At 47.5% G+C, this 21,230-nt stretch carries 19 protein-coding genes; 10 read left to right on the top strand and 9 right to left on the bottom strand.

Translation table 11 applies throughout. The features are described from left to right. From ACTF7Q_RS01470 to hmgA, 4 genes are read right to left on the bottom strand one after another with little or no spacing between them, the layout of a single operon-like run. Positions 1–1,614, bottom strand: a complete 1,614-nt coding sequence (locus ACTF7Q_RS01470; protein ID WP_438996078.1) for an FAD-dependent oxidoreductase — start codon at positions 1,612–1,614, stop codon at positions 1–3. Positions 1,615–1,641: 27 nt separating this feature from the next. Continuing rightward, entirely contained in the window at positions 1,642–2,592 is a 951-nt protein-coding gene (locus ACTF7Q_RS01475; RefSeq protein WP_438996079.1) for an MBL fold metallo-hydrolase, read from the bottom strand. Then, on the bottom strand, positions 2,585–3,601 hold the full coding sequence (locus ACTF7Q_RS01480) for a fumarylacetoacetate hydrolase family protein (protein ID WP_438996080.1): 1,017 nt from the start codon (positions 3,599–3,601) through the stop codon (positions 2,585–2,587). The genes ACTF7Q_RS01475 and ACTF7Q_RS01480 overlap by 8 nt, the downstream gene beginning before the upstream one ends. A 25-nt stretch (positions 3,602–3,626) precedes the next feature. Further along, the gene (gene hmgA, locus ACTF7Q_RS01485; protein ID WP_438996081.1) at positions 3,627–4,925 is read right to left on the bottom strand and encodes a homogentisate 1,2-dioxygenase; all 1,299 of its coding nucleotides are present in this window, start codon (positions 4,923–4,925) and stop codon (positions 3,627–3,629) included. 359 nt (positions 4,926–5,284) lie between these two features. Between hmgA and ACTF7Q_RS01490 the strand changes: the two genes are divergently transcribed. Genes ACTF7Q_RS01490 through ACTF7Q_RS01500 form a run of 3 tightly spaced genes read left to right on the top strand, consistent with a single transcriptional unit; the run spans position 5,285 to position 9,968 of the window. Further along, positions 5,285–6,808 (top strand): TolC family protein, encoded by a 1,524-nt coding sequence (locus ACTF7Q_RS01490; RefSeq protein WP_438996082.1) that lies wholly within the window; start codon positions 5,285–5,287, stop codon positions 6,806–6,808. Further along, positions 6,802–8,511 carry an ATP-binding cassette domain-containing protein gene (locus tag ACTF7Q_RS01495; protein ID WP_438996083.1) on the top strand — a complete coding sequence of 570 codons (1,710 nt, stop codon included), beginning with the start codon at positions 6,802–6,804 and terminating at the stop codon, positions 8,509–8,511. The genes ACTF7Q_RS01490 and ACTF7Q_RS01495 overlap by 7 nt, the downstream gene beginning before the upstream one ends. A gap of 2 nt (positions 8,512–8,513) precedes the next feature. Further along, on the top strand, positions 8,514–9,968 hold the full coding sequence (locus ACTF7Q_RS01500) for an HlyD family type I secretion periplasmic adaptor subunit (protein WP_438996084.1): 1,455 nt from the start codon (positions 8,514–8,516) through the stop codon (positions 9,966–9,968). Positions 9,969–10,003: 35 nt separating this feature from the next. Here the strand turns inward: ACTF7Q_RS01500 and ACTF7Q_RS01505 are convergent, their stop codons facing one another. Beyond that, the gene (locus ACTF7Q_RS01505) at positions 10,004–11,200 is read right to left on the bottom strand and encodes a putative manganese transporter (protein ID WP_438996085.1); all 1,197 of its coding nucleotides are present in this window, start codon (positions 11,198–11,200) and stop codon (positions 10,004–10,006) included. Between the two features lie 148 nt (positions 11,201–11,348). Between ACTF7Q_RS01505 and ACTF7Q_RS01510 the strand changes: the two genes are divergently transcribed. Further along, on the top strand, positions 11,349–12,020 hold the full coding sequence (locus ACTF7Q_RS01510) for a thiamine diphosphokinase (RefSeq protein WP_438996086.1): 672 nt from the start codon (positions 11,349–11,351) through the stop codon (positions 12,018–12,020). Here ACTF7Q_RS01510 and ACTF7Q_RS01515 read toward each other — a convergent pair. Next, on the bottom strand, positions 12,017–13,306 hold the full coding sequence (locus ACTF7Q_RS01515) for an NCS2 family permease (protein ID WP_438996087.1): 1,290 nt from the start codon (positions 13,304–13,306) through the stop codon (positions 12,017–12,019). The two genes, ACTF7Q_RS01510 and ACTF7Q_RS01515, sit on opposite strands and share 4 nt — an antisense overlap. 215 nt (positions 13,307–13,521) lie before the next feature. Between ACTF7Q_RS01515 and ACTF7Q_RS01520 the strand changes: the two genes are divergently transcribed. After that, a complete protein-coding gene (locus tag ACTF7Q_RS01520; RefSeq protein WP_438996088.1) occupies positions 13,522–14,154 on the top strand; it encodes a biotin transporter BioY in 633 nt (210 codons plus the stop codon). Positions 14,155–14,180: 26 nt separating this feature from the next. Then, the gene (locus ACTF7Q_RS01525) at positions 14,181–15,110 is read left to right on the top strand and encodes an AEC family transporter (protein ID WP_438996089.1); all 930 of its coding nucleotides are present in this window, start codon (positions 14,181–14,183) and stop codon (positions 15,108–15,110) included. A 45-nt stretch (positions 15,111–15,155) separates the two neighbouring features. Here ACTF7Q_RS01525 and ACTF7Q_RS01530 read toward each other — a convergent pair whose 3' ends face one another. The 3 genes from ACTF7Q_RS01530 to ACTF7Q_RS01540 all read right to left on the bottom strand — a co-directional run bounded on the left by ACTF7Q_RS01530 (position 15,156) and on the right by ACTF7Q_RS01540 (position 17,556). Next, positions 15,156–15,440 carry a hypothetical protein gene (locus ACTF7Q_RS01530; RefSeq protein WP_438996090.1) on the bottom strand — a complete coding sequence of 95 codons (285 nt, stop codon included), beginning with the start codon at positions 15,438–15,440 and terminating at the stop codon, positions 15,156–15,158. Between the two features lie 304 nt (positions 15,441–15,744). Then, positions 15,745–16,941, bottom strand: a complete 1,197-nt coding sequence (locus ACTF7Q_RS01535) for a hypothetical protein (RefSeq protein ID WP_438996091.1) — start codon at positions 16,939–16,941, stop codon at positions 15,745–15,747. A 237-nt stretch (positions 16,942–17,178) separates the two neighbouring features. Further along, positions 17,179–17,556: a carboxymuconolactone decarboxylase family protein gene (locus tag ACTF7Q_RS01540; RefSeq protein ID WP_438996092.1), complete on the bottom strand. Its 378-nt coding sequence runs from the start codon at positions 17,554–17,556 to the stop codon at positions 17,179–17,181. A gap of 299 nt (positions 17,557–17,855) precedes the next feature. Here ACTF7Q_RS01540 and ACTF7Q_RS01545 point away from each other — a divergent pair, with 299 nt between their 5' ends. The 4 genes from ACTF7Q_RS01545 (at position 17,856) to ACTF7Q_RS01560 (ending at position 21,192) form a co-directional block, all read left to right on the top strand. Continuing rightward, the gene (locus ACTF7Q_RS01545; protein WP_438996093.1) at positions 17,856–19,034 is read left to right on the top strand and encodes a hypothetical protein; all 1,179 of its coding nucleotides are present in this window, start codon (positions 17,856–17,858) and stop codon (positions 19,032–19,034) included. Positions 19,035–19,196: 162 nt separating this feature from the next. Then, the gene (locus ACTF7Q_RS01550) at positions 19,197–19,904 is read left to right on the top strand and encodes a phosphatidylserine decarboxylase (RefSeq protein WP_438996094.1); all 708 of its coding nucleotides are present in this window, start codon (positions 19,197–19,199) and stop codon (positions 19,902–19,904) included. Then, a complete protein-coding gene (locus ACTF7Q_RS01555; RefSeq protein ID WP_438996095.1) occupies positions 19,901–20,710 on the top strand; it encodes a CDP-alcohol phosphatidyltransferase family protein in 810 nt (269 codons plus the stop codon). Before ACTF7Q_RS01550 ends, ACTF7Q_RS01555 begins: the two co-directional genes overlap by 4 nt. Before the next feature lie 74 nt (positions 20,711–20,784). Then, entirely contained in the window at positions 20,785–21,192 is a 408-nt protein-coding gene (locus ACTF7Q_RS01560) for a Fur family transcriptional regulator (RefSeq protein ID WP_438996096.1), read from the top strand. The last annotated feature ends 38 nt before the right edge of the window (positions 21,193–21,230 follow it).

Here is a 21,230-nt window from a genome sequence, read left to right on the forward strand (position 1 = left end):
CTATGCCTCTATGATGTTGTGTGCATAAGCGCGTGCCAATGCGGCGGACATATCGGCGATGCTCGCTTTGTCTGGGAGCCAGCGTGCGGTAACATGCTGATCTGGTCGTATCAGATATATCCCCTTACCATATCGTGTGCTGACAACCCCATCACTATCGATGTAATCACCATCCACGGCAATGTGAATACAATCAAGATTGTCCGGCACATCGCATAAAGGCATGCCAATCACCAAAAGTGTAAATCCGTTTCCAAGCAGGTTCATCAACCAGACGCGCTCACCATCTTTATTGGTAAGCGGTGCATCCATACAGGGGGCGCCTAACGTCATATGGACGTCAAAATCGTTCATATCATGGCCAGTCAGGCTGCTTTGGCCAAGATGACATGGCAGTGACAAGCGTCCCGCATTGACAAGCCGGCGGGCAAAAGGCGCGTTTACACTTAATCCCAGAACAGCATTGCGAAAGGCCATTTCGACATTGCTATCAGGGGACATGAAACGTGATGTCCAACTGGAATTACGGATATTTTCATCAGCGCCAAAAACCCGTTCTTCATTATAGCTATCTAGTAATTTTGAGTCTGCCTGTCCGGTGATAACGGCGGCCAGCTTCCAGCCCAGATTATCGATATCATGGATGCCGCCATTACCACCTCGCGCCCCAAAAGGGGATACGACATGTGCTGAGTCACCTACAAAAATGACGCGGTCATGGATAAACCGGTCAATCCGTCTGCAGTTGAAATCATAGATGCTGACCCAATCAAGCTTGAAGGGGCGGCCACCAACGATCTTTTCGATGCGTGGAATGACATTTTCGGGTTTCTTTTCTTCATCTGGATCCGCATCGGGGCCAAGCTGTAAATCAATCCGGTAGATATTATCCGGCTGTTTATGAAGCAAAGCTGACTGTCCTTTATGAAAGGTGGGGGTAAACCAGAACCACCGTTCGGATGGGAAGTCAGCCTCCATTTCGACATCGGCTATCAGAAAGCGTTCGTCAAAATGCCGACCGTCAAAATCAAGGCCGAATTGTTTGCGCAGACGGCTGTTCGCCCCGTCACAAGCTAGAAGATAGGCACCACAAATATCATAGTTACCATCAGGCGTTTGAATCGATGCGGTGACATGATCATCATCCTGGGTGACTAAAACGACTTTATTCTTGAAGCGTAAATCGATCAGTTCAGGGAAATCGGCGCAGCGTTCGACCAGAAACTGTTCGACATAATATTGCTGTAGATTGATAAATGCCGGAAATTTGTGACCGTCTTCGGGCAATAGATCAAAGCTGTAAATTTCGGCATCACCGCGGTAAACGCGTCCCAATTTCCATGTTACGCCTTTGGCCAGCATGCGATCAGCCACGCCAAGCCGATCAAAGATTTCCAGCGAACGTTTGGCCCAGCAAATGGCTCGACTGCCAACCGAGACAACATTATTGTCGTCAAGAACGATGCTGGCGATTCCCCTAGTCGCAAGATCAACCGCCGCCGCCAGTCCAATCGGGCCCGCACCAACGATTAAAACAGGCGCATCAGATGCCGCTTCGCCTGATAATTCAGGCGGGGTGTGGTATGGAAATGATTCATAGGCATAACGTGCCATAACAAACTCATATTCTACTGATATGTATCAGCCTTGTAATGCGTTCCACATATCCAGATCACGTTCGGCAGTCCAGATACGCGGTGTATCAATGCCTTTTGCCTCGTCAAAGGCACGCGCCACATTAAATGGCAGGCAATGTTCGTAAATTGCATAATCAGCGAATTTAGGGTCGCAGACGTCACGCACAGCGTCCCACGCATCTTTCAATGTGCCATCTCTGGCCGCCACCATGGCCGCTGGCCGATAGGTACTCATCACAAAGTCGCGGGTGTTTTCAATCGCCGCTGTGACCATATTGTCACCAACCAGCGCGTCACCGCGTCCTGGCGCAATGGCACTTGGGGCAAAACCGGCAATCTTATCCAATGTATTGCCCCAATCATTGAAATGACCATCACCGCAATAGCAAGCGGAATGATATTCAACGATATCGCCGGTGAACATCACCTGTTCGTCTGGCACAAAGGCAACAATATCTCCAGCTGTATGGGCGCGGCCAAGATGCATCAGATCAATTTGCCGTTTGCCAAGATGAACGGTCATTTTTTTGGCAAAGGTCTGGCTAGGCCAAGTCAGGCCAGGAATTGACTCATGTCCTTCAAATAGTCGGGGAAAGCGGCCAAACTCACTATCCCAATCTTCCTGACCACGTTCATGTATCATCGCACGACATGTATCCGAGGCGATGATTTCCGAGGCGTCATAAGCCGATGCGCCTAGCACGCGAACGGCATGATAATGCGACAGCACCACATGCTTAATCGGCTTGTCAGTCACGCCACGAATTTTTTCGACAACTTTATTGGCAAGACGCGGGGTTGCCTGTGCATCGATAATCATGACGCTGTCATCACCGATGATAACGCCAGTATTCGGATCACCTTCGGCCGTAAACGCCCATAGGTCACGTCCAATTTCGGTAAAGCTGATATTCTTTTCGGCCATATCGCCTTGTGATGCAAATGCCTTAGCCATTATGTGCCTCTACTATCTGTTCGATCCGGCCAAAGATGCTGGCGCCATCATCATCATGCATCTCAATACCTACCTTGTCACCAAAATGCATGAATGACGTGGTTGGAGCGCCATCTCTGATCGTTTCAACCATGCGGATTTCGGCAAGGCAGGAATAGCCGCGCCCACCATCGGCAACTGGCCGGCCAGGGCCCCCATCTTCATCACGATTTGAAATTGTTCCTGATCCGATAATAGCACCTGCGCGCAAATTACGTGATTTGGCTGCATGGGCAATTAATTCAGCAAAGGAAAAGGTCATATCGGTTCCCGCATCTGCACGGCCTAGCGGGGCGTCGTTCAGGTCAACTTCCATGATCCGGTTTAGCTTGCTATCGGCCCAGGCCGTGCCAAGTTCGTCAGGCGTCACGGCCACAGGTGAAAATGTGGTTGCTGGTTTGGATTGGAAGAACCCAAAGCCCTTGGCCAGTTCACCTTTGATAAGATGACGCAACGACACATCATTGACTAGCATGATAAGCTTTATATGCGCGCTGGCATCGGCAACTGATACGCCCATGGGCACATCATCGGTAACAATTGCAACCTCGGCTTCCATATCTATGCCCCAGGCTTCATCAGGAATGACAATGGGCGCGCGTGGTGGGGTGAAATCATCCGAGCCGCCCTGATACATCAAGGGGTCGGTCCAGAAGCTTTCAGGCACTTCGGCACCACGTGCTTTACGCACAAGCTGGACATGATTGACATAGGCTGACCCATCCGCCCATTGATAGGCGCGCGGCAAAGGAGAATGGGCGTCGTTAGGGTTAAAAGCCTGACAGGTCGCTGATCCGGTTTGGACCGCATTAAAAAGCGTTGCTAACAAAGGTGCGCATCTATCCCATTCGTCAAGTGCCGCCTGCATTGTTGGGGCAATCTCGCTGGCATGGCAATAGCGAGTCAAATCACGCGACACGACAATCAGGCTTCCATCACGGGTGCCGTCATTCAGACTGGCAAGTTTCATTATCTATCTCTTATCTTGGTTACTGTTACTTTTTGCCGGTAAATTTTTTTTCTAGCCCCTGCCAGCAATCGATATAGTCAGTCTGTAACATCGATGTTTCGGCAGCAAAACATGTTACATGCTGGGGTAATCGGCTTTCAAACATAAAGGCCATTGTATCGGTCATCTTGACGGGTTTGAGTTCGCTCGTCGATGCTTTTTCAAAGGCGTCCATATCTGGACCATGTGGCAGCATCATATTATGTAGGCTGATACCGCCGGGGAGAAAGCCTTCTTCCTTGGCGTCATACTTTCCTTTAATAAGCCCCATAAATTCAGACATGATGTTGCGATGATACCAAGGCGGACGAAACGTATTTTCGGCAACTGACCAGCGCTCAGGGAAAATCACAAAATCTATATTAGCAGTGCCAGCGGTTTCCGATGGTGCTGTCAAAACGGTAAATATAGATGGATCGGGGTGATCAAAGCTGATAGCACCGACAGGTGAGAAAGTGGCAAGATCATAGCAATAAGGCACGTAATTGCCATGCCATGCGACCACATCAAGCGGGCTATGATCGAGTGATGTCGTGTGAAAGCCACCGCACCATTTCACAATAAGCTCATGTGGTTCATCACTATCTTCATAGGCAGCAATGGGGGTTTTGAAATCGCGTGGATTGGCAAGACAGTTCGCCCCGATAGGGCCGCGATCAGGCAAGGTGAATTTTGCCCCATAATTTTCGCAAACATAGCCCCGCGCCGCATCATCAGCAAGCTGGACTTTGACCATCATACCACGCGGCAGAACAGCAATATGCCCTGGCTCAATCGTCATTTGCCCTAGTTCGGTATGTAAAATTAAACCACCTAACTGTGGCACAAATAGCATCTCGGCATCGGCATTCAGAAATACGGATTTATCCATATCGCGGTTACATACATATATATGTGTCGCCATGCCCATATGCTGGGTGCAGTCACCCGTGCTGGTTATTGTGCGCATGCCAGCGACAAAATCTGTATCCGCATCCGGAATATCTATCGGGTTCCATCGATATTGTCCCAACGGCAAATCATGTCTCTCACCGGTAGGGGCTGTTTTCCAAAGCGCGTAGTCAGTTTTCGTAAATCGTCCCGAATGGCGAACCGAAGGACGGATTCTATATAACCATGAACGCTCGTTGGTTGCGCGTGGTGCCGTAAAGGGTGATCCACTAATCTGTTCGGCATAAAGCCCATAGGGACATTGTTGCGGTGAATTACGGCCTTGAGGCAGTGCATCAGGCAACGCTTCACTCTCAAAATCATTGCCAAAGCCTGGCATCAATTTGTTGCTCATAGATGAATCCTTATTGGCTAGTGCCGTCGATGTCCCAGCTTTAAATTATCATCATGCTACACTGACTGTTAGCGTTTTTAAAGCCAGCGTTTGGCCAGTTGTGACATCTTTGATTCGCGGCTGATTCGTAAAATCTGGTTTTTGATTTCGCTTTGTCAGCATATACGCACACAGCTTTGCGTTAAGAAACAATTAAATTTATTAGCAATTAATATAAAATTAATAAAATCAATTAAATAAAAAGATTTTTTTAGCATAAATCATAAATTATTTAGTTTGCATTTACGAAAAATTAGGCATCCGTCTCTTATTCTCATCCCAGACACTTTGATCACTCACGTCAGTATCGGGGACTGCAGATGCAAAAATATAAGGTACGAGATAGAACACTTAGATTTTCACATTATTCTTTTTTAAACGAATATCTGAAACAGCCATTATATGCCTATGCCAAACATACAGCCATTATAGCGGCGCTATCCTGTTTGGTGCATGGCGCATCTGCACAGGCGCAGACAGATAATGCGTCAACGTCACATGCCACCGGTGTATTGAGTGAAGCTGTCCGGCTGGCATTATTTAACCACCCCGAAGTATCCGAAGCCAATGCACGTGTCTGTCAGGCGATCCACCGGCTGGGTCTTGGCCGGGCATTGCGGCGGCCACAGGTCAATTTGACAGTCTCGGGTAGCCAGCAGCTTTTTGACCGGATCAGGCAAGATGAGGGAAGACGGGTACCCACTACCATCAAAGTTGGAAACCAAACTATTAATAGTTATAAAACGGTTCACGAACGCAGCGAAAAGGATCGTGCTGCGGGGGCAAAACATCGTCAGTTCAAACGCCTTGAGAAAGAAGGTGTTTATGATGCCACCGTATCGGTGCGTTATAATCTGATCGATTGGGGGTCTAGCAAAAGCGATATCGAAGCTAAGAAGCTGCAGCATAAAGTCAGCCAGATCGATGCCAAGGGCACCTTGTCCGAGCGAAGCTTTCAACTTCTGACCACATCAATCAGGTTGGCGATGTATGATGAATTGCTGGCTGAACATAAACGGGCGGAAGCACAGGTTGCCGAACAGATAGCGTCAGTGCAAGCACGCGTTGAGTCCGGCGTTGGACGTGTATCTGATTTGCGCGCGGCCAAGCTGATCGGGCTTGATCTGGAAATCGCCGCTAGCCGCCTGCAATCCCAACGCGAGCAGGTGATCGAATCACTCGATATTGATCTTGGCCTATCACCTGGTGATGCCAAGCATCTATTTACCACTTATATGGAACGCCGCCCATTGGCGCTGGCGACTGTTGAGGCAACGCAAACCGAAAAGGCACATGCCTTGCGGTTGCAGATTGAAGCTGTCGATTTTGAACAACGTCAGATTAAAACATCAAAATATATGCGCATAGATGGGGTGCTGGATGCGACCGTATTCGACCTGCGCGATTATGAAGATGAGTATGAGCTGGTTGGAAAATTAGAATTTAAAATGCCGCTTTATGATGGCGGTGCGGCGCGGGCGCGTCTGCGCGAAGCGACCTGGCGACAAAGTGAGATCAAGGCAAGTCTTGATAAATTAAACCGGGGGCATGGCAATGAAACCAGCCGCAATCTATTGCGATTTGAAGAGTTAAGAAAGGAAATTGGCGAGCAGACCGAAAGGCTTGCTGAGCTTGAAGCGCGCCTTAATTCTTTGCAAGCACGCCAAGGACGCACTGTGACATCGCCATTGGAAGTGGCGGGTGTGATGGTCGAAATAAATCAGGTCAAAACAACCTTGATACAGGCACGAATGGAACAGGAAGGGGTGCGATCCAGCGCTCTGTTCATTGCCGAAAAACTTGACAATGTATTACTTATTAATCTTGGAGAAAACGGATGTTAAAGCCTATGGCGGTCGGTAACGACCATTGGTTCTTTGGCCCAGTATTATCGTGTAAATCGGTATATGTGCAGGTCATTTTCGGGTCGGTGTTGATCAATGTTTTTGCACTAGCTTCATCACTTTACATCATGACGATCTATGATCGTGTGGTACCAAATAATGCGATTGATTCCATGTGGTGGCTAACCGCTATTATTGTGGTTGTTATCTTTTTTGATCTGGCCATGAAAATCCTGCGCGGGGTTTTTGTCGATACCGCCAGTGCGCGCGTCGATAAAAAGGTTTCGACAGCTCTATTTGACCGGATTTCACGCCATGATGCCAATCTGTCACGAACTGCGACAGGGTCACTGGCCGGAACTGTGCGTAATTTTGACATTCTGAAAGATGTGATTGGGTCAGCAAGCTTTACTGTTTTTGCAGACTTGCCCTTTATCTTTTTGTTTCTGGTCGTGTTGTATCTCATTGGTGGCCCGGTCGCAGCGGTGCCAGCGGTCATTGTCCCATTGGTGCTTCTGTTTGCCTTTTTATTGCAACCAATTATCCGGCGGATGACCGAGCTAAGCCAGTCACAAGGCAAGTCCAAACAAGCTGTTATGGTTGAAATGATTTCGGCACTGGAAACAGTGAAAACGACACAGGGCATTTCGATGCTTCGTAATCGCTGGCTAAATTCGGTTTTGCATCAAAGCAAGTCATCAACCAAGACCATAATCACCAGTCAACTTGCCGCACAATTTGCCCAGTTTGGACAGCAGGTGAGCCAGATTGGAATCGTGGTCTATGGGGTGTTCCTGATTGCCGATGGAAGTTTAACAATGGGACAGCTTATTGCTTGTGTCATTCTGTCGGGGCGGACGATGGCGCCTTTGGGTCAAATAACAGGCTTGCTTGGTAAAATGAACTCGGCCTTTGCCGCCTATAAAAGCCTTGACGAAATTTTAGGCACGCAATCTGAGGAAGAGGCGGCCGCTGCCCAAGTCGAACGACAAGTTATCAAGGGTGATATCAATTTCAAGAATGTAAGCTTCACCTATGAAGATCAGCCTGAGCCTGTGCTTACCGATATCAGCTTTGATATAAAAGCTGGTCAAAGGATGGCAATCGTTGGGCGCATTGGATCCGGAAAAACGACTTTGTTGCGGCTTCTATGTGGCTTAAATCCACCTGATCGGGGGGCTGTGCTCATCGATAATGCGGATATCCGGCAGATCAGACCAGATGATGTGCGGCGCAATATTGGTGTGGTTTTACAGAACCCTATATTGTTCTCAGGTTCAATCCGCGACAATATCTTGATGGGTAATCCAAGTGCCAGCGATGAAGATCTGATCGAGGCGGCGCGTCTTTCGGGGGCTGAAGCTTTTATAGGCATGTTGCCAGGCGGGTTTGATTTTCCGATGTCTGAACGGGGTCGGGAATTATCGGTTGGGATGCGGCAGTCAGTGGCCATTGCCAGAGCGTTGATCGGCAAGCCCAATATTCTGCTGATGGATGAACCAACCGCGCCACTTGATAGCACTGCCGAACAGCAGATGGTTGAGCATCTGGATGCAGCCACCCAAGGCATAACCACAATTTTTGTGACGCATCGCGGTGCCATGTTGCAGCTTGCTGATACAGTGCTGGCATTGGAAAAAGGACGTATTGCTGCCTTTGGTCCGAAAGATGACGTTTTAGCAGCAAGTAACAAAGGGGCATAGATATGCGTATTTTTTCCACTGTTTTCCAGATTATTGTCTGGCCGTTTAAGATCGTTTTCAAATTTTTATCAAAGATTTTGAAAATACTGTTCCTGCCATTTTCGGGACTCTATGAAAAATGGTATGGGCCTATGCCATTGACTATGGGCGGCGCGCCGGTTGATCATTCTGCACCCGATATGAGTGATCCAGAGCGTGGCCGTGTCAAAGGTCAGTTCCTGTATGTATTGATTGCCATATTCACCACAATTGCCGTGGTCTGGGCGATCTATGCCGAAGTTAATGAACAGGTGCGGGCTGAAGGGATAATTGTCACGCCTTCTGATGTGCAGCATGTTCAAAGCCGGTTGCCGGGATCGCTTGTCAAAATCAATGTCCAATTAGGTGCCAAGGTAGAAAAAGGCGATGTGCTATTTCGGCTCGAAGATGAAGATGTTCTGGCTAATTTTCATGATAACGAGATCAATTATCAAGCTGCCTATGCAACTGAAATACGGTTGAATGCAGAAATTTCAGGGGCTGATAGCCTAGTCTTTCCAGAAGAACTTATCCTCTCATCACCAGATGTGGTGGCGCAGGAATTACAACATTTTCACAGTCGTAAGAATGCAATGCGAAGCCGTCTGGATGTGCTTGCCAACGCCGTAGAGACGCTCGAACGCACGATCCTTGAAAAGGAAGCCGAAGCCCGAATAGCCACAAAGCAAGCTGAGCTATATGCCGAGGAATTGGCACTGCTGGAACCACTGGTTAAAGCCGGACACGAGCCACAGGCAATATTGCTTGCGTCCCGCACCAAGTATCAGCAGGCAATAGGCACGATTGAACTGTCAACATTAAGCGCAAATGCACGGCGGTCTGATCTGGCTGGCAAGAAACGCGAAATGGAATCAATCATTTCAAACTTCAAAGCGGATGCGGCAGGCAAATTGGCTGAAACACAAATCAAGACCATGCAGTATAAAGCGCGTCAAGATGCCCTTGAAGGCAAAGTGCGCCATGCAGATATTCGGGCTCCCTTATCGGGGACTGTATCGGCTGTTCACGTTAAAACAATAGGCGCGGTTGTACAGGCTGGAACGGTGCTGGTCGATATTGTGCCATCCGAGTCAGGCTATCTTGTCAGGGCACAGGTGCCACCACAGAATGTGGCGGCTGTCCAGCCTGGGCAAATTGCCCGTATCTCACTAGCAGCCTATGATCCATCGCGCTATGGCGTGTTGATGGGGGTGGTACAACGTGTGGCTAATAATACGACCCAGCCGGAAAATCAGATGCCGTTCTATGAAACGATGATCGAAATCCCGAAAATCGAACTGACCAAATCGCCAATCCGTCCGGAAATTACAGCTGGTATGCCGCTTACGGTTGATATCCTTGGTGATAAGCGGACGGTGATGAATTACATCATGACGCCGATTCAGAAATCACTGAAAACGGCATTCCGTGAAAAATAGGGTTTGCATGTTAGAGGCTGTCCCTTTGGGGCAGCCTATTCCATTATGAAGAACCAGCCATAGGAAATGATAAGGGCAGGGACGGCAGAATAAAGTGTTGCGACCACTGCCACACGCGGGGCAATCGCAATCGCCGGAAATAGTGCATCACCATCATTGCTGATGGCATTTCCAATTTGTGCTGATAGTGGCACATATCCTGCCAGATACATTGTTGTAACCAGAACCTGGGGGCCACATCCGGGCAGGAACCCGATGATTATAGCCACCAAAGGTGTAAATAATGCCCAGCCATCAAATAACGCTTGCAGATCAACGCCGGTAAAATAGATCGTCAATTCAAATAACAGATAGGCCGCGATCACCCAGACAGTGACAAAATTTGTGTCGGCGACTGTCCGGCGCAACATCCCACCACTTTTTGAAAAGCCAACGTCACCTGCCATGCCAAAATAAGGCGCTAAACGCATGGCTAGTGCCAGCGTGCCACCCACAACGCCAATCAAGGTGGCGGGCTTTTCATGAAATGACGAGGCAAACATTGCATCAACATCGACTTGAAAAGCGACCAAACCAGCCAGAACGACACCTGGAATCAAAATTAGATACCACATGCGGTCAAGCCAGTTACTGCTGGCGTCATGATGATGTGGTTCGTCAAACTCTCCGACAGATCCCTTTTGGCGCATAAAGTCAGTGCCATGAATATGATTTACAATCCAGCCGCTGATAGTACCAACAACAAACCCCATACTCATAATGGCAAGGCCAGTTAGCGGTTCTTGTGCGATCAGCAGAAAGGCTGCATCTCCCATGGTTGCTGTCAATACAGCAACAACACTTCCAAAACTCAATCGTCCACTGACATATTGCGTGATTACGATAATGGCGCCGCCACAGCCTGGCAAAGCCCCAAGTCCGGCAGCAGCTGGAACTTGCCATACGGTATCACGACGAAGCAATTCTGTGGCGTCAATTTTAAGGGTTTTTTCAATACTGTAAAAGATCAGAAATGTAGCCGCCACAAAAGTGCTGACCTGTAGATAGGCGTCGGCGATTGATGCGAATATAATATCCGCTAATTCAGTCGTCCAGACGGACAGAGCGATTGCGGCCATGAAAACAGGAACGCAGATCAGTAATGTCTGTAACGCAAGCGAAAGCACATACGGTTTGCCCGGTGCTACATCATGCGGCACTACTATTTTAGCCTGTGTCTGATTTTGTTTCATCACTGAAAGTTAGTATAGGCTAACTTTAAACACAAGAGCTAATTAGTGAATATGCGTCATTATTCATCTATGGCTAGGGCTAGGGAATATAGTTGTTTATAACAAGTGGCAGATATTGCTTAGTATATAAGAGTTAAAGGGAGGCAAAATGACAGAAACACATACAATTTTGACGTTTGACAGTCCGGTTGTGCTGGTGGGTGGTGTTCCTGATCCTGTTGGTTTTTCTGCTGTGTTATCCGAATGGCCAACTATTGCAGCCGATAGTGGCGTTCATGCGGCCTTGGAGGCTGGCCGTAAGCCGTTGTCAATTATTGGTGATATGGATTCGGTCAATGATTTAGCATCTTTGCCAGCAGACATTCGTCAGATAAAGCTATCTGGGCAAGACGATACAGATTTTGAAAAATGTCTGAATTTGATTGTTGCCCCCCTGATTGTGGGCATTGGGTTTATCGGTAGTCGTTTTGACCATTCGCTTGGCGTCATGAATGCATTAGCAGCAACATCAAATCAATCAGATCTGCTTTTGGTAGGTGCAGATGATGTTATTCTGCGGGTCAGGGGGGATATTGCCTTGCGTCTGCCTGTTGGCAAACGCGTTTCGGTCATACCGCTAGCCAAGCAAAGCTTTATCGCCTCAAGCGGTCTGGCTTGGCCACTTGATGGATTGCATATGGAATTTGGCCAAGCGATTGGTATTTCAAACCGTGTTATGGATGAAGATATTACAATCACCGCCGGTGCCGGAGATGGCTATGCGGTGATTGCGCCATTTGATTGCCTTGAAAGCATTCTTGGTCAGCTAACCAAAAGCTAATTAGCGACCAGCCACAATGCTCCGAACAGACCAATAGTGATAATGCCAGCATTTAGATTCTGAGTCCGCCCAGCAATCACATGGATGGCGATATAAGCCAAAAACCCGATGGCAATGCCCGCTGCTATCGAAAATGTCAAAGGCATGATCAATGTGGTCAGTAATACCGGAATGCCAACAACGGCGTCATCCCAGTCAATATTGCGCAATGGTTGCAGAAAGGCCGCCGCGACAAACACTAGCGCCGGTGCGGTTGCAAAACCCGGAATTGAGGCGAATAGCGGCTGTAATAACAAGCAGAAAAGAAACAGGATGGCGACAACCAATGCCGTAAGACCCGTACGTCCACCAGCCTTTATGCCTGTTGCACTTTCCATGTAGGTGGTCATGCTTGATGTACCCACAAGGCTACCCACAATACTTGCCCCCGTATCGGCAAGCACGGCGCGATCCAGATTATCAATGGAACCGTCAGGCTTGCGTTTTCCGCTCAGGTCAGCGATAGCAGTCAAGGTGCCAGTAGTATCAAAAAAGTCCAGAAAGAACAGGACAAAGACAACGGACAGAAATCCGAATGACGCTAAAACCGAAAAATCAAGCTGGAAAGCGGCGCTAGCTGTTGGCACTGATGTCGATACAATGCCGCCGAATTCGGCAAGACCACTAACCCAGCCAATGACACTCAGCACCATAATGCTGATCAGAATTGAGCCAGAAATCCCCCGGGCTTGCAAACCAGCCATCAAAATCAGTCCAGCAAGCGCTAACAGAAGTTCAGGGGCGTTTACCGCGCCAAGCCGCACGATTGTATCAGGATCAGCTGCAACTAGCCCCATGCTTTGAAGCCCAATCATGGCCAGAAACAGACCGATACCGGCGGTGATACCAACCTGCATTGATGTTGGAATGGCGCCAATAAGCCAGCTTCGGGCTTTGCTAAGCGAAAATAGAAAAAATAACAACGATGCAACAAACACGGCAGTGAGAGCCTGCTGCCAAGAGAATTGCTGACCTAGCACCAGCCCATAAGCAAAATAAGCATTCAAACCCATGCCTGGTGCCACCGCGACAGGCCATTTTGCCCAGAATGCCATTATAGCCGTGCCAACCGTTGTAGCGATAATCGTCGCGACGAAGCCAGCTTCAAAAGGAATGCCTGCATCGGCAAGAAACATTGGATTGACGGCAATGATGAAAGACATTGTTAAAAAGGTGCTTAGGCCAGCCAGAACTTCGGTGCGAACTGTTGTTTCGGCGGCTTTCAAGCCAAATAATGTTTCGAGCATTGCTGTAATCCCTAAAATTAAGTCGTCTTTTATGTGATAATGAACAAGAAATTCTGGTGAGCTATGAAGCTTGTTGCATTGATGTGCCCAACTTAGTTTCCATATGCAACGGTTAAATGAGATTGTAAGAGAGTGCAAGTCGGTGCGTCAGTGGCTTGTTTTCTAATTGATTGACTCTATACTAGCCCCAGATCAACGCCGTTAAGGAGATGAATATGACTGTGCCACAGCAACTACAGACCGCACGTTTTGAGACATTGGCCACAACCCTTTTAGGTGACCGGTTTGCAGATGATGCCAAGCGGACAGGTTTTGCCAAGTTCGTGATGGTCATTGCTGGTAGCTTATTCATTGCCTTGGCCGCACAAATTGCCGTTCCCATGTATCCAGTTCCGGTGACAGGACAAACGCTGGCTATCCTATTGATTGGCATGACCTATGGTCCTCGGATGGCTGGTAGCACGGTGGCTTTATATCTTTTTGAAGGCGCAATGGGCTTGCCGGTATTCGCCAATGGCGCCGCCGGAGCACTATATATGTTTGGGCCAACCGGTGGTTATCTGGCTGGCTTTCTGATGGCGGCTGTCACGATTGGTTTTCTAGCCGAACGTGGCATGGGTAGAAGCATTATTTCAACAGCAGTTGCAATGTTGATCGGTACGGCTGTGATCTATGTCTTTGGCGTTGCCTGGCTAAGCATGATGATCGGTTTTGAAAAAGCTGTCATTCATGGTGTGATACCGTTTCTGTATGGCGATGCGCTGAAAGCTGTTATTGCGGCTGGCCTTATGCCATTTGCCTGGAAAATCATTAAAAAGCTTGGCAATGACTCAGGTGATAATGCCTAGTTTCCCTTTTTGGCGGGCATAATTTAATGAGCGCCATGATTTCGACAATCCTATCGGTACTGCTTTTGGTTGTGGTAGGACATTTAATCAAGATGCGGGCATTCGTGCCCGTTTCTTTTTGGGATGGCTTATCCAAAATTTGCTACTGGATACTATTTCCAGGATTGCTGTTCAATCTGACCTCAACGGCGAGCCTGTCAGCCGCCTTTATTCTGCCTTTTAGTCTGACGTTGCTTATTGCTGCGTCTGTTATGGTTGTTTACGGCTTTCTTGCTGGCCGATTAATCGGCGCGAATGGCCCTGCAACATCTTCGCTGGTGCAGGCTGGTTTACGCCATAATGGATTTTTAATGCTGGCCTTTGTTCAGGGCGCTTTTGGTGTTGCCGCGCTTGAAATTGGGGCTATCGCGGTAGCGGTACTGGTGCCTATATCCAATATTTTTGCCGTGATTATTATTTTTCTGCTTCGAGATGGCGATCAGGATGCGAATCTTGGCCGGGCTATAACAGCTGAATTAGCTCGCAATCCCCTCATGGGCGCAATTATTCTTGGCGGTATTGTTAATGTCTTATCAATACCGGTTCCCAGTTTTATTTTTGGCGCAGCGGATATTCTCGGCAGCGCAGCTTTGCCGATGCTGTTATTATGTGTTGGTGCCTCAATACGCATCTCGGCTTTGCGTGCGCATTCTGCGGCGCTGGTTCTGGCAGTGCTTGCTAAACTGCTGGTTTTACCAGTGGTGATGATGCTTGTTGGTATGGCTCTTGGGCTGGATAAAGATGTATTGCTGGTGTTGGTCGTTTTGGCCGTAGCCCCTACGGCAACGTCATCATTCACCCTCGCGCAGGAACTTGGCGGCGATGCGCCTTTGATGGCAGAAATTATCACCGTACAAACGCTGGTGGCGGCAATTGGGATACCTTTATGGGTATTGATGATGACCCATTATTTATAGGTTATGTGGGCTAGATTGGCCTATATGGTAATCTGAAGCGCAGACCTAGACGATGCTTATCCGCTCATTGTCATTTACAGCACCATTAAAGGCTTCATCACATTCGGAAAAGGCTTCCATACCATCAACAGTATCCAGTATTTCAGCTTCACCGCTGGCCTCAATAATGTGTATTAATTTTTCTTCAGGTGACATATCGCAATTATGCAAAACCGTTACCGCAATGACGGCAGCAATATTGCTGGTAGTGACGCTGTCAGTGTCCCGATGAGGACGTTGAAAGGGAATGATGGCACATTCTGTCCGAGGATCGCGGTCAGTCAGTCGCATGGCAAAGCTCCATTGGCGATAGCAGTCATGAGTGATGTTGTGACGATAGCAGAAGCCCAAAGGCGTTTTAGACGCTTGTAATCAACACCTAGATGTAAATTAACATGCTTCATACTGTATCTAGTGTGTACGTATTAAAAAAATAGTCAAAGCAAAAAATCACAAATTCGATATTTGAGGCATATTTTTATGAAACACCATAATAGTAAGACTCCGATATCAGCATAGTTACAGGCTGGCACAAAAAACTGCCCATATGATCATATGGACAGCTTGTTGTTTGAAATCTTATATTTAGCAGATGTTAACCGCCAACCCTTTTAACAAAGATCGTTCCGGCTGGCTTATTATTCACGTTTTTAACCGTATTGGTTGCTTGACTGAAAATAACCGTTTCAATACCGAATGTGTCAACAACACTTACGCGGGCGCGAATCTGCTTGTCGACAAGGGCTTGCGATAAGCGCAACTGGCTGGTACCACCTGTTTCAATCGCTCGCCAATTGCGGCCATCTTTTGACGATTCCCATCCAACTGTAATACTGGCAATACCGTCTTCATCGGATACACGGGCTGTGTTAGCGGTTAGAACCGCACCTTCAGACGCTTCACCAGCCAACAAGACTTCACCTTCGACCGGATCATCGACATTAACAACCGTTTCAGATGGGTTGGTGATCAATAATTCGCGCGTACCATGGCTATCAACATAGGATACGACTGCGCGATAAGAATAGCCAACATGTGACTGTGTAAGCTGAAGCACTTCACCTACAGACTCAGGAAAAGCCTGCCACTCGGTCTTTGTGCTTGAGCGCTGCCAGATAATGGCATATGTCCCGACACCGTCTTCATCAGAAATCAGGCTGGTATCAACAACGAGTGCATCTTCTTCACGAGCATTGCCAGCCAGTTGCGGCGAACCGGTAGGTTTGTCATTTACATTCTGAACTTTGGTTGAAGGCGGGCTGATAAGCGTTTCCAGATTTCCCTGACCGTCAACATACGAAATTTGCACCCGCAAACGTTTGCCAACATGGATCTCTCGTGGCGTGAATGACTGGTGAACCTCACCTGTCAAATTCATCCATACCTCACCATCTTTGGAAACTTGCCACTGAACCTGAACGTTGCCCATGCCATCATCATCCATAATGGCAGACGCATCGACAATCAGGGGATCGTCTTCGATTGCTACAAACACGGCACCGTTTTCAGTCTCATCGTTAGCCGATGTTTCGGCAGTTTGCGAGGTTGTGCTAGCGCCGTCTGTTTCTGCAGTCGTGGCGCTAGACCCAGATGTGCTACTGGAACTTGCTGACGCGGAAGTTGCAGTTTCACTTGCGGCTGTATTGGTGGCCGAGCTAGTGGCTGCTTGCGTATTGCCTGAGCCTGCACTGGCTGAGTCAGTCGATTTTGTCTCGGGCAAACCGCCAGCCATAGCGCTATGCGCGCCAACAGCGAACACACAGGCAACTAAAAGGCTCTTAATCTGTTGCATAAGTTTATGCTCCTTTACCTGACACTTTCTTACACAATCTTTCCACGTCAATCAATGTTTTAACATGGTTCCTTTTTGACAGGTATAATTTCATAGTCAGTAATAAACTCTCTTATATTAACGCATTAGTCCATAATTTATATGCGCTTGATAGGATATACGGTATTTTTATTATGTTTCTTACGTTTTTATCCACATTTCAAAGGATTATTTACAAAATTATTACAGATTTTTCGACTATTTTTCATAGTCGGCGATGGCTTTATTGGCAGCGCGGAAACATTCAAGAGCTTGTGGAACGCCACAATAAATTCCAATGACATGAATAATAGCCCGAATTTCGTCTTTCGATACGCCATTGCGCATAGCCCCGCGGCAATGAAGTTCCCATTCATGCATTTTCCCTAGAGCGCCAATCATAGCAAGATTCATCATGGATCGTGTTTTGGCGTCGATGGCATCATCACCCCAACCAAAGCCCCAGCACCATGCCGTCATGGCTTCTTGAAACGGTTTCATGAAATCGTCAGCATTGGCCATTACATTCTCGACATATTCGGCGCCCAGCGTTGCTTTGCGTTGCGCTAGACCCTTTTCAAACATGTTGTTGTCCATGTGGCACCCTTCTGGTTAATATAGTCGTTATATTGTTAACAAAGTTTCCATTTTTAAGATACTGTTAAGACTTTTATGTGATGTCTGTGTTTATTGGACAAGCCTTGTTTAAAAACCCTTTCGGGCACTCATTCGCAAAATTCATTAGTGATTACAAAAGCTAGGCTTACATAAAGTGCTTTCCTGTAATCACTTTAAAGTGAAGGTAAACCCATATACAAGCGGTTATTGAGCAAGTAACTGTATTCCTGATTATGCTGTGTTAATCTAGAAGTGTTTAAGAATAGGTTTACTAAGTGATGGCAAAGCCAAAAAATATAGAAATTATTGCAATAAATTTGCCAGCCGGTGAAGAAGAGTTGATTAGCGCCGCTGCGCAATATTTTGCTGACCGTTTGCTTTCACCCAAGCAGCAGAAAGCGATCACCTTGCTCATTGACGTTGCTAACCGCCCTATCCGTGTGCCATTGACGCGGGATATGTTGTCGGAAAGGCTAGGTTTCTTTGGCACAACGTTGCCATCAGCCTTTGAAATGTCGGTCTCAACTGCGGCTGGCGTCAAAGACGCACTTGAAGTGATCGCGCATGAAATTGTGCATGTTTCGCAAGTTTTGAATCGTCGCCTCAGGATGCGTGCCAGCAAGGTAAAGTCTGATAAAAGCAGACATATGTCACATTCGGTTAGTTGGCTTGGTGACAAATTTCCATTGCTGGATGAATTTCCCTGGCATTTGCGCCCTTGGGAAATAGAGGCTTGTCAGTGGCAAACCATATTGGTGAACGAATTTATTGCACGTATGACATGCGCAAACCCCCAAATTGTAACCCAAAGTGGCCGCAATAATCAGCTTGCATTGTTAAATGTGCGCCCATCTGCCATCAAAGCACCACCGCAATCACCGTCTTTGTCGACAGTAATAGCCACAGCAGAGACAGTGCAACCAATTATTGAAATCACGCCATCAGAGTCTGCGTCAAAAGAATCAGTGTTCTCGCCTAAAGAAAATGTCATATCGATAGGTAATGAAACAGATGAAGACATAACAGGGTTTGATCTCCAACCATCTGAAACCAGTGAACGAAAATATAAAGACAGTGCCTCAATGGCTGACGAATTATCTACAGGTGATATTGAGCCTGTTTCAAATGCCCCAATCGATAACGCAAATGGAAAAGTAATCGAATCGTCACCTCCTATCTATACGACGGGTGGCAGTATGTTAAACGGCCATCAAACTGTTCACCATGGAAAAACTCTGAATGGCGATGCGCATATATATTTGAATGATACAGCGCATAAGGCATCAAATGATGGTGAAAACACGGCGATCAAAATACGTGTTGATGGGCTTGAGGCGCCTCGCTTGTTAAGTCGAGGTGCACTGAATAGCAAACTCGATGATCTATTGGCACGTGGTTTGATTACACCGGAAGATGCCAAGGCCGCGCAAACATCGTTGACGTCACCTGACGACTAGACGTATGAAAGCAATCTGACGAAATTATGGATGAGCAAGCTTGTTAGCCAATATCGCCATAGCCATTGATTGGCGGGTGACTGTCGCATGACATTTGTCTATGCTAATATCCTATTTTAACTGGACGTTTGTCCTTTGACGCTTAAAGAGTGCACGAAAGATATGAATATTATAAAAAGCACGAAAGAGGCACTGCTGGTTCCGATTCATCCGGCTGGCTGGCCTTTTATTTTTCTGTTTGTGCTGGCAAGTGGCATTATCACTTATTTCTGGACGTTATTTATTTTGCCGGGATGTCTGCTTTCACTGTGGTGCGTCTATTTTTTCCGAAATCCGCGCCGTGTGACTCCGATTACGGATAATTTGGTCATATCTCCGGCTGATGGGCGCGTTCTATCTACAGGTATTGAAAATGTGCCAGCTGACTTGGCGCTTCCAGCGGGTGAGTGGCGGCGTGTTTCAATTTTTATGAATGTATTTGATGTGCATGTGAATCGCGCGCCGGTAGCGGGTAAGGTTATTGAAACAGCCTATCATGAAGGGGCGTTTTTGAATGCTAGCCTTGATAAGGCATCCGAACAGAATGAACGCCAGAATATGGTTATGGAAACCGAAAGCGGACAACAGATTGGTGTTGTGCAAATTGCCGGACTGGTGGCACGCCGGATCATTCTGGAAGCCGCCGTGGGCGATCACCTGAATGTCGGTCAGCAATATGGAATCATTCGTTTTGGAAGCCGTGTTGATGTGTGGCTTCCATCCACAACGCCAGTGACTGTTTTGGCAGGTCAGCGCACCATAGCTGGTGAAACCGTTATTGCTGATCTGGCTGGACATTATAATGAGCCTGATGCGGGGACAGTTAGGTGAGTGCTGCCAACAAAGGCCCGCACAAGCGGCGCTTTCGGTCAGTATCAATCTATTGGCTGCTTCCGAATATGCTCACTATTGGTGGTTTTGTATCGGGGTTAACAGCCCTTCGTTTTGCTTTGGATGGCCGTTGGGCTGGCGTTATTGTGCTGATCGCCTTGGCTGCTGTTTTTGATGCTCTCGATGGACGCGCGGCGCGTAAATTTCAGACATCCAGCGCGTTTGGTGCAGCTCTTGATAGCCTGTCAGACCTAGTTGTGTTTGGTGTGGTGCCTGCATTATCGCTATATTTATGGGCGTTACAGGATTACGGCAATCTGGCATGGGGCGCGACCTTGTTTTATGCGATTTCGATTGCGTTAAGGTTGGCGCGCTTTGACTCGGAATTACCTAACCCGCCGTTCTATGCAAAAAATTATTTCACAGGCATTCCTGCGCCGGCGGCGGCTTTCCTTGTTTTGGTTCCGATTTGTCTTGATCTCGAATTAAATCTGCCTTGGGTTCGTGACGCGGTCTATGTATCTGGCTGGCTGATCCTCATTGGTGTAGGTGCTGTTACCGCGCTGCCGACATTCGCCGGTAAACGTGTAAAGCTCCCTGTTGGTAGCGTCTTGCCAATTCTGGCTGTAGTTGGATTATTAGGTGCTGGCATTGTAACACAACCTTGGATCACCTATCTCGGATTGGCACTTATCTATATTATCAGCTTGCCAATGGCCGCAGTAAGATTTCAGCAAGATCGGCGTGCTTATGAAGCAAATGGCGCATCTGATGATGAGGATACGCCTGAGGATAATACATTATAGCCAATTTAATTGGGGTGGATAACGGTGTTGTAAACGCCTATAGTGTCGATAACCTGCAAGAAAATGAGACGCATATGTCAACTACATTGATGCAAAAATGCCTGGCGAAGGGAATACGGGTGACAAGCCAACGCCAAATTATTGTTGGCGTTATTGAAGAGTCCGAAGATCATCCCGATGTCGATCAACTCTATCGTCGTGCTGTACAAGAAGACGACACGATTTCGATTGCTACCGTTTATAGAACCGTCAAATTACTTGAAGAAGCTGGTGTCATTGACCGTATTGAATTTGGCGATGGCCGCGCGCGCTATGAAGAATCAGGCGAGCATCATGAACATCTTGTTGATGTGGAAACAGGTGATGTAATCGAATTTTACCATGCTGAATTAGAAGCGCTCAAAGAACAAGTTGCCCGTGAAATGGGGTATGAGCTAGTTGACCACCGACTTGAACTTTTTGGTCGGAAGTTGAAGTCCTAGGTGGTGTTATTTTTACAGCTTTTCTGGTTTGACTTCAT

It is taken from the genome of Puniceispirillum sp. (SeqCode) (assembly GCF_965657105.1).
GTDB lineage: Bacteria > Pseudomonadota > Alphaproteobacteria > Puniceispirillales > Puniceispirillaceae > Puniceispirillum.

What these genes read in the sequence shown, in the direction of transcription:
- ACTF7Q_RS01470 (WP_438996078.1), bottom strand. Translation starts at nt 1,614, where the DNA reads ATGGCACGTTATGCCTATGAATCATTTCCATACCACACCCCGCCTGAA.
- ACTF7Q_RS01475 (WP_438996079.1), bottom strand. Translation starts at nt 2,592, where the DNA reads ATGGCTAAGGCATTTGCATCACAAGGCGATATGGCCGAAAAGAATATC.
- ACTF7Q_RS01480 (WP_438996080.1), bottom strand. Translation starts at nt 3,601, where the DNA reads ATGAAACTTGCCAGTCTGAATGACGGCACCCGTGATGGAAGCCTGATT.
- hmgA (WP_438996081.1), bottom strand. Translation starts at nt 4,925, where the DNA reads ATGAGCAACAAATTGATGCCAGGCTTTGGCAATGATTTTGAGAGTGAA.
- ACTF7Q_RS01490 (WP_438996082.1), top strand. Translation starts at nt 5,285, where the DNA reads ATGCAAAAATATAAGGTACGAGATAGAACACTTAGATTTTCACATTAT.
- ACTF7Q_RS01495 (WP_438996083.1), top strand. Translation starts at nt 6,802, where the DNA reads ATGTTAAAGCCTATGGCGGTCGGTAACGACCATTGGTTCTTTGGCCCA.
- ACTF7Q_RS01500 (WP_438996084.1), top strand. Translation starts at nt 8,514, where the DNA reads ATGCGTATTTTTTCCACTGTTTTCCAGATTATTGTCTGGCCGTTTAAG.
- ACTF7Q_RS01505 (WP_438996085.1), bottom strand. Translation starts at nt 11,200, where the DNA reads ATGAAACAAAATCAGACACAGGCTAAAATAGTAGTGCCGCATGATGTA.
- ACTF7Q_RS01510 (WP_438996086.1), top strand. Translation starts at nt 11,349, where the DNA reads ATGACAGAAACACATACAATTTTGACGTTTGACAGTCCGGTTGTGCTG.
- ACTF7Q_RS01515 (WP_438996087.1), bottom strand. Translation starts at nt 13,306, where the DNA reads ATGCTCGAAACATTATTTGGCTTGAAAGCCGCCGAAACAACAGTTCGC.
- ACTF7Q_RS01520 (WP_438996088.1), top strand. Translation starts at nt 13,522, where the DNA reads ATGACTGTGCCACAGCAACTACAGACCGCACGTTTTGAGACATTGGCC.
- ACTF7Q_RS01525 (WP_438996089.1), top strand. Translation starts at nt 14,181, where the DNA reads ATGAGCGCCATGATTTCGACAATCCTATCGGTACTGCTTTTGGTTGTG.
- ACTF7Q_RS01530 (WP_438996090.1), bottom strand. Translation starts at nt 15,440, where the DNA reads ATGCGACTGACTGACCGCGATCCTCGGACAGAATGTGCCATCATTCCC.
- ACTF7Q_RS01535 (WP_438996091.1), bottom strand. Translation starts at nt 16,941, where the DNA reads ATGCAACAGATTAAGAGCCTTTTAGTTGCCTGTGTGTTCGCTGTTGGC.
- ACTF7Q_RS01540 (WP_438996092.1), bottom strand. Translation starts at nt 17,556, where the DNA reads ATGGACAACAACATGTTTGAAAAGGGTCTAGCGCAACGCAAAGCAACG.
- ACTF7Q_RS01545 (WP_438996093.1), top strand. Translation starts at nt 17,856, where the DNA reads ATGGCAAAGCCAAAAAATATAGAAATTATTGCAATAAATTTGCCAGCC.
- ACTF7Q_RS01550 (WP_438996094.1), top strand. Translation starts at nt 19,197, where the DNA reads ATGAATATTATAAAAAGCACGAAAGAGGCACTGCTGGTTCCGATTCAT.
- ACTF7Q_RS01560 (WP_438996096.1), top strand. Translation starts at nt 20,785, where the DNA reads ATGTCAACTACATTGATGCAAAAATGCCTGGCGAAGGGAATACGGGTG.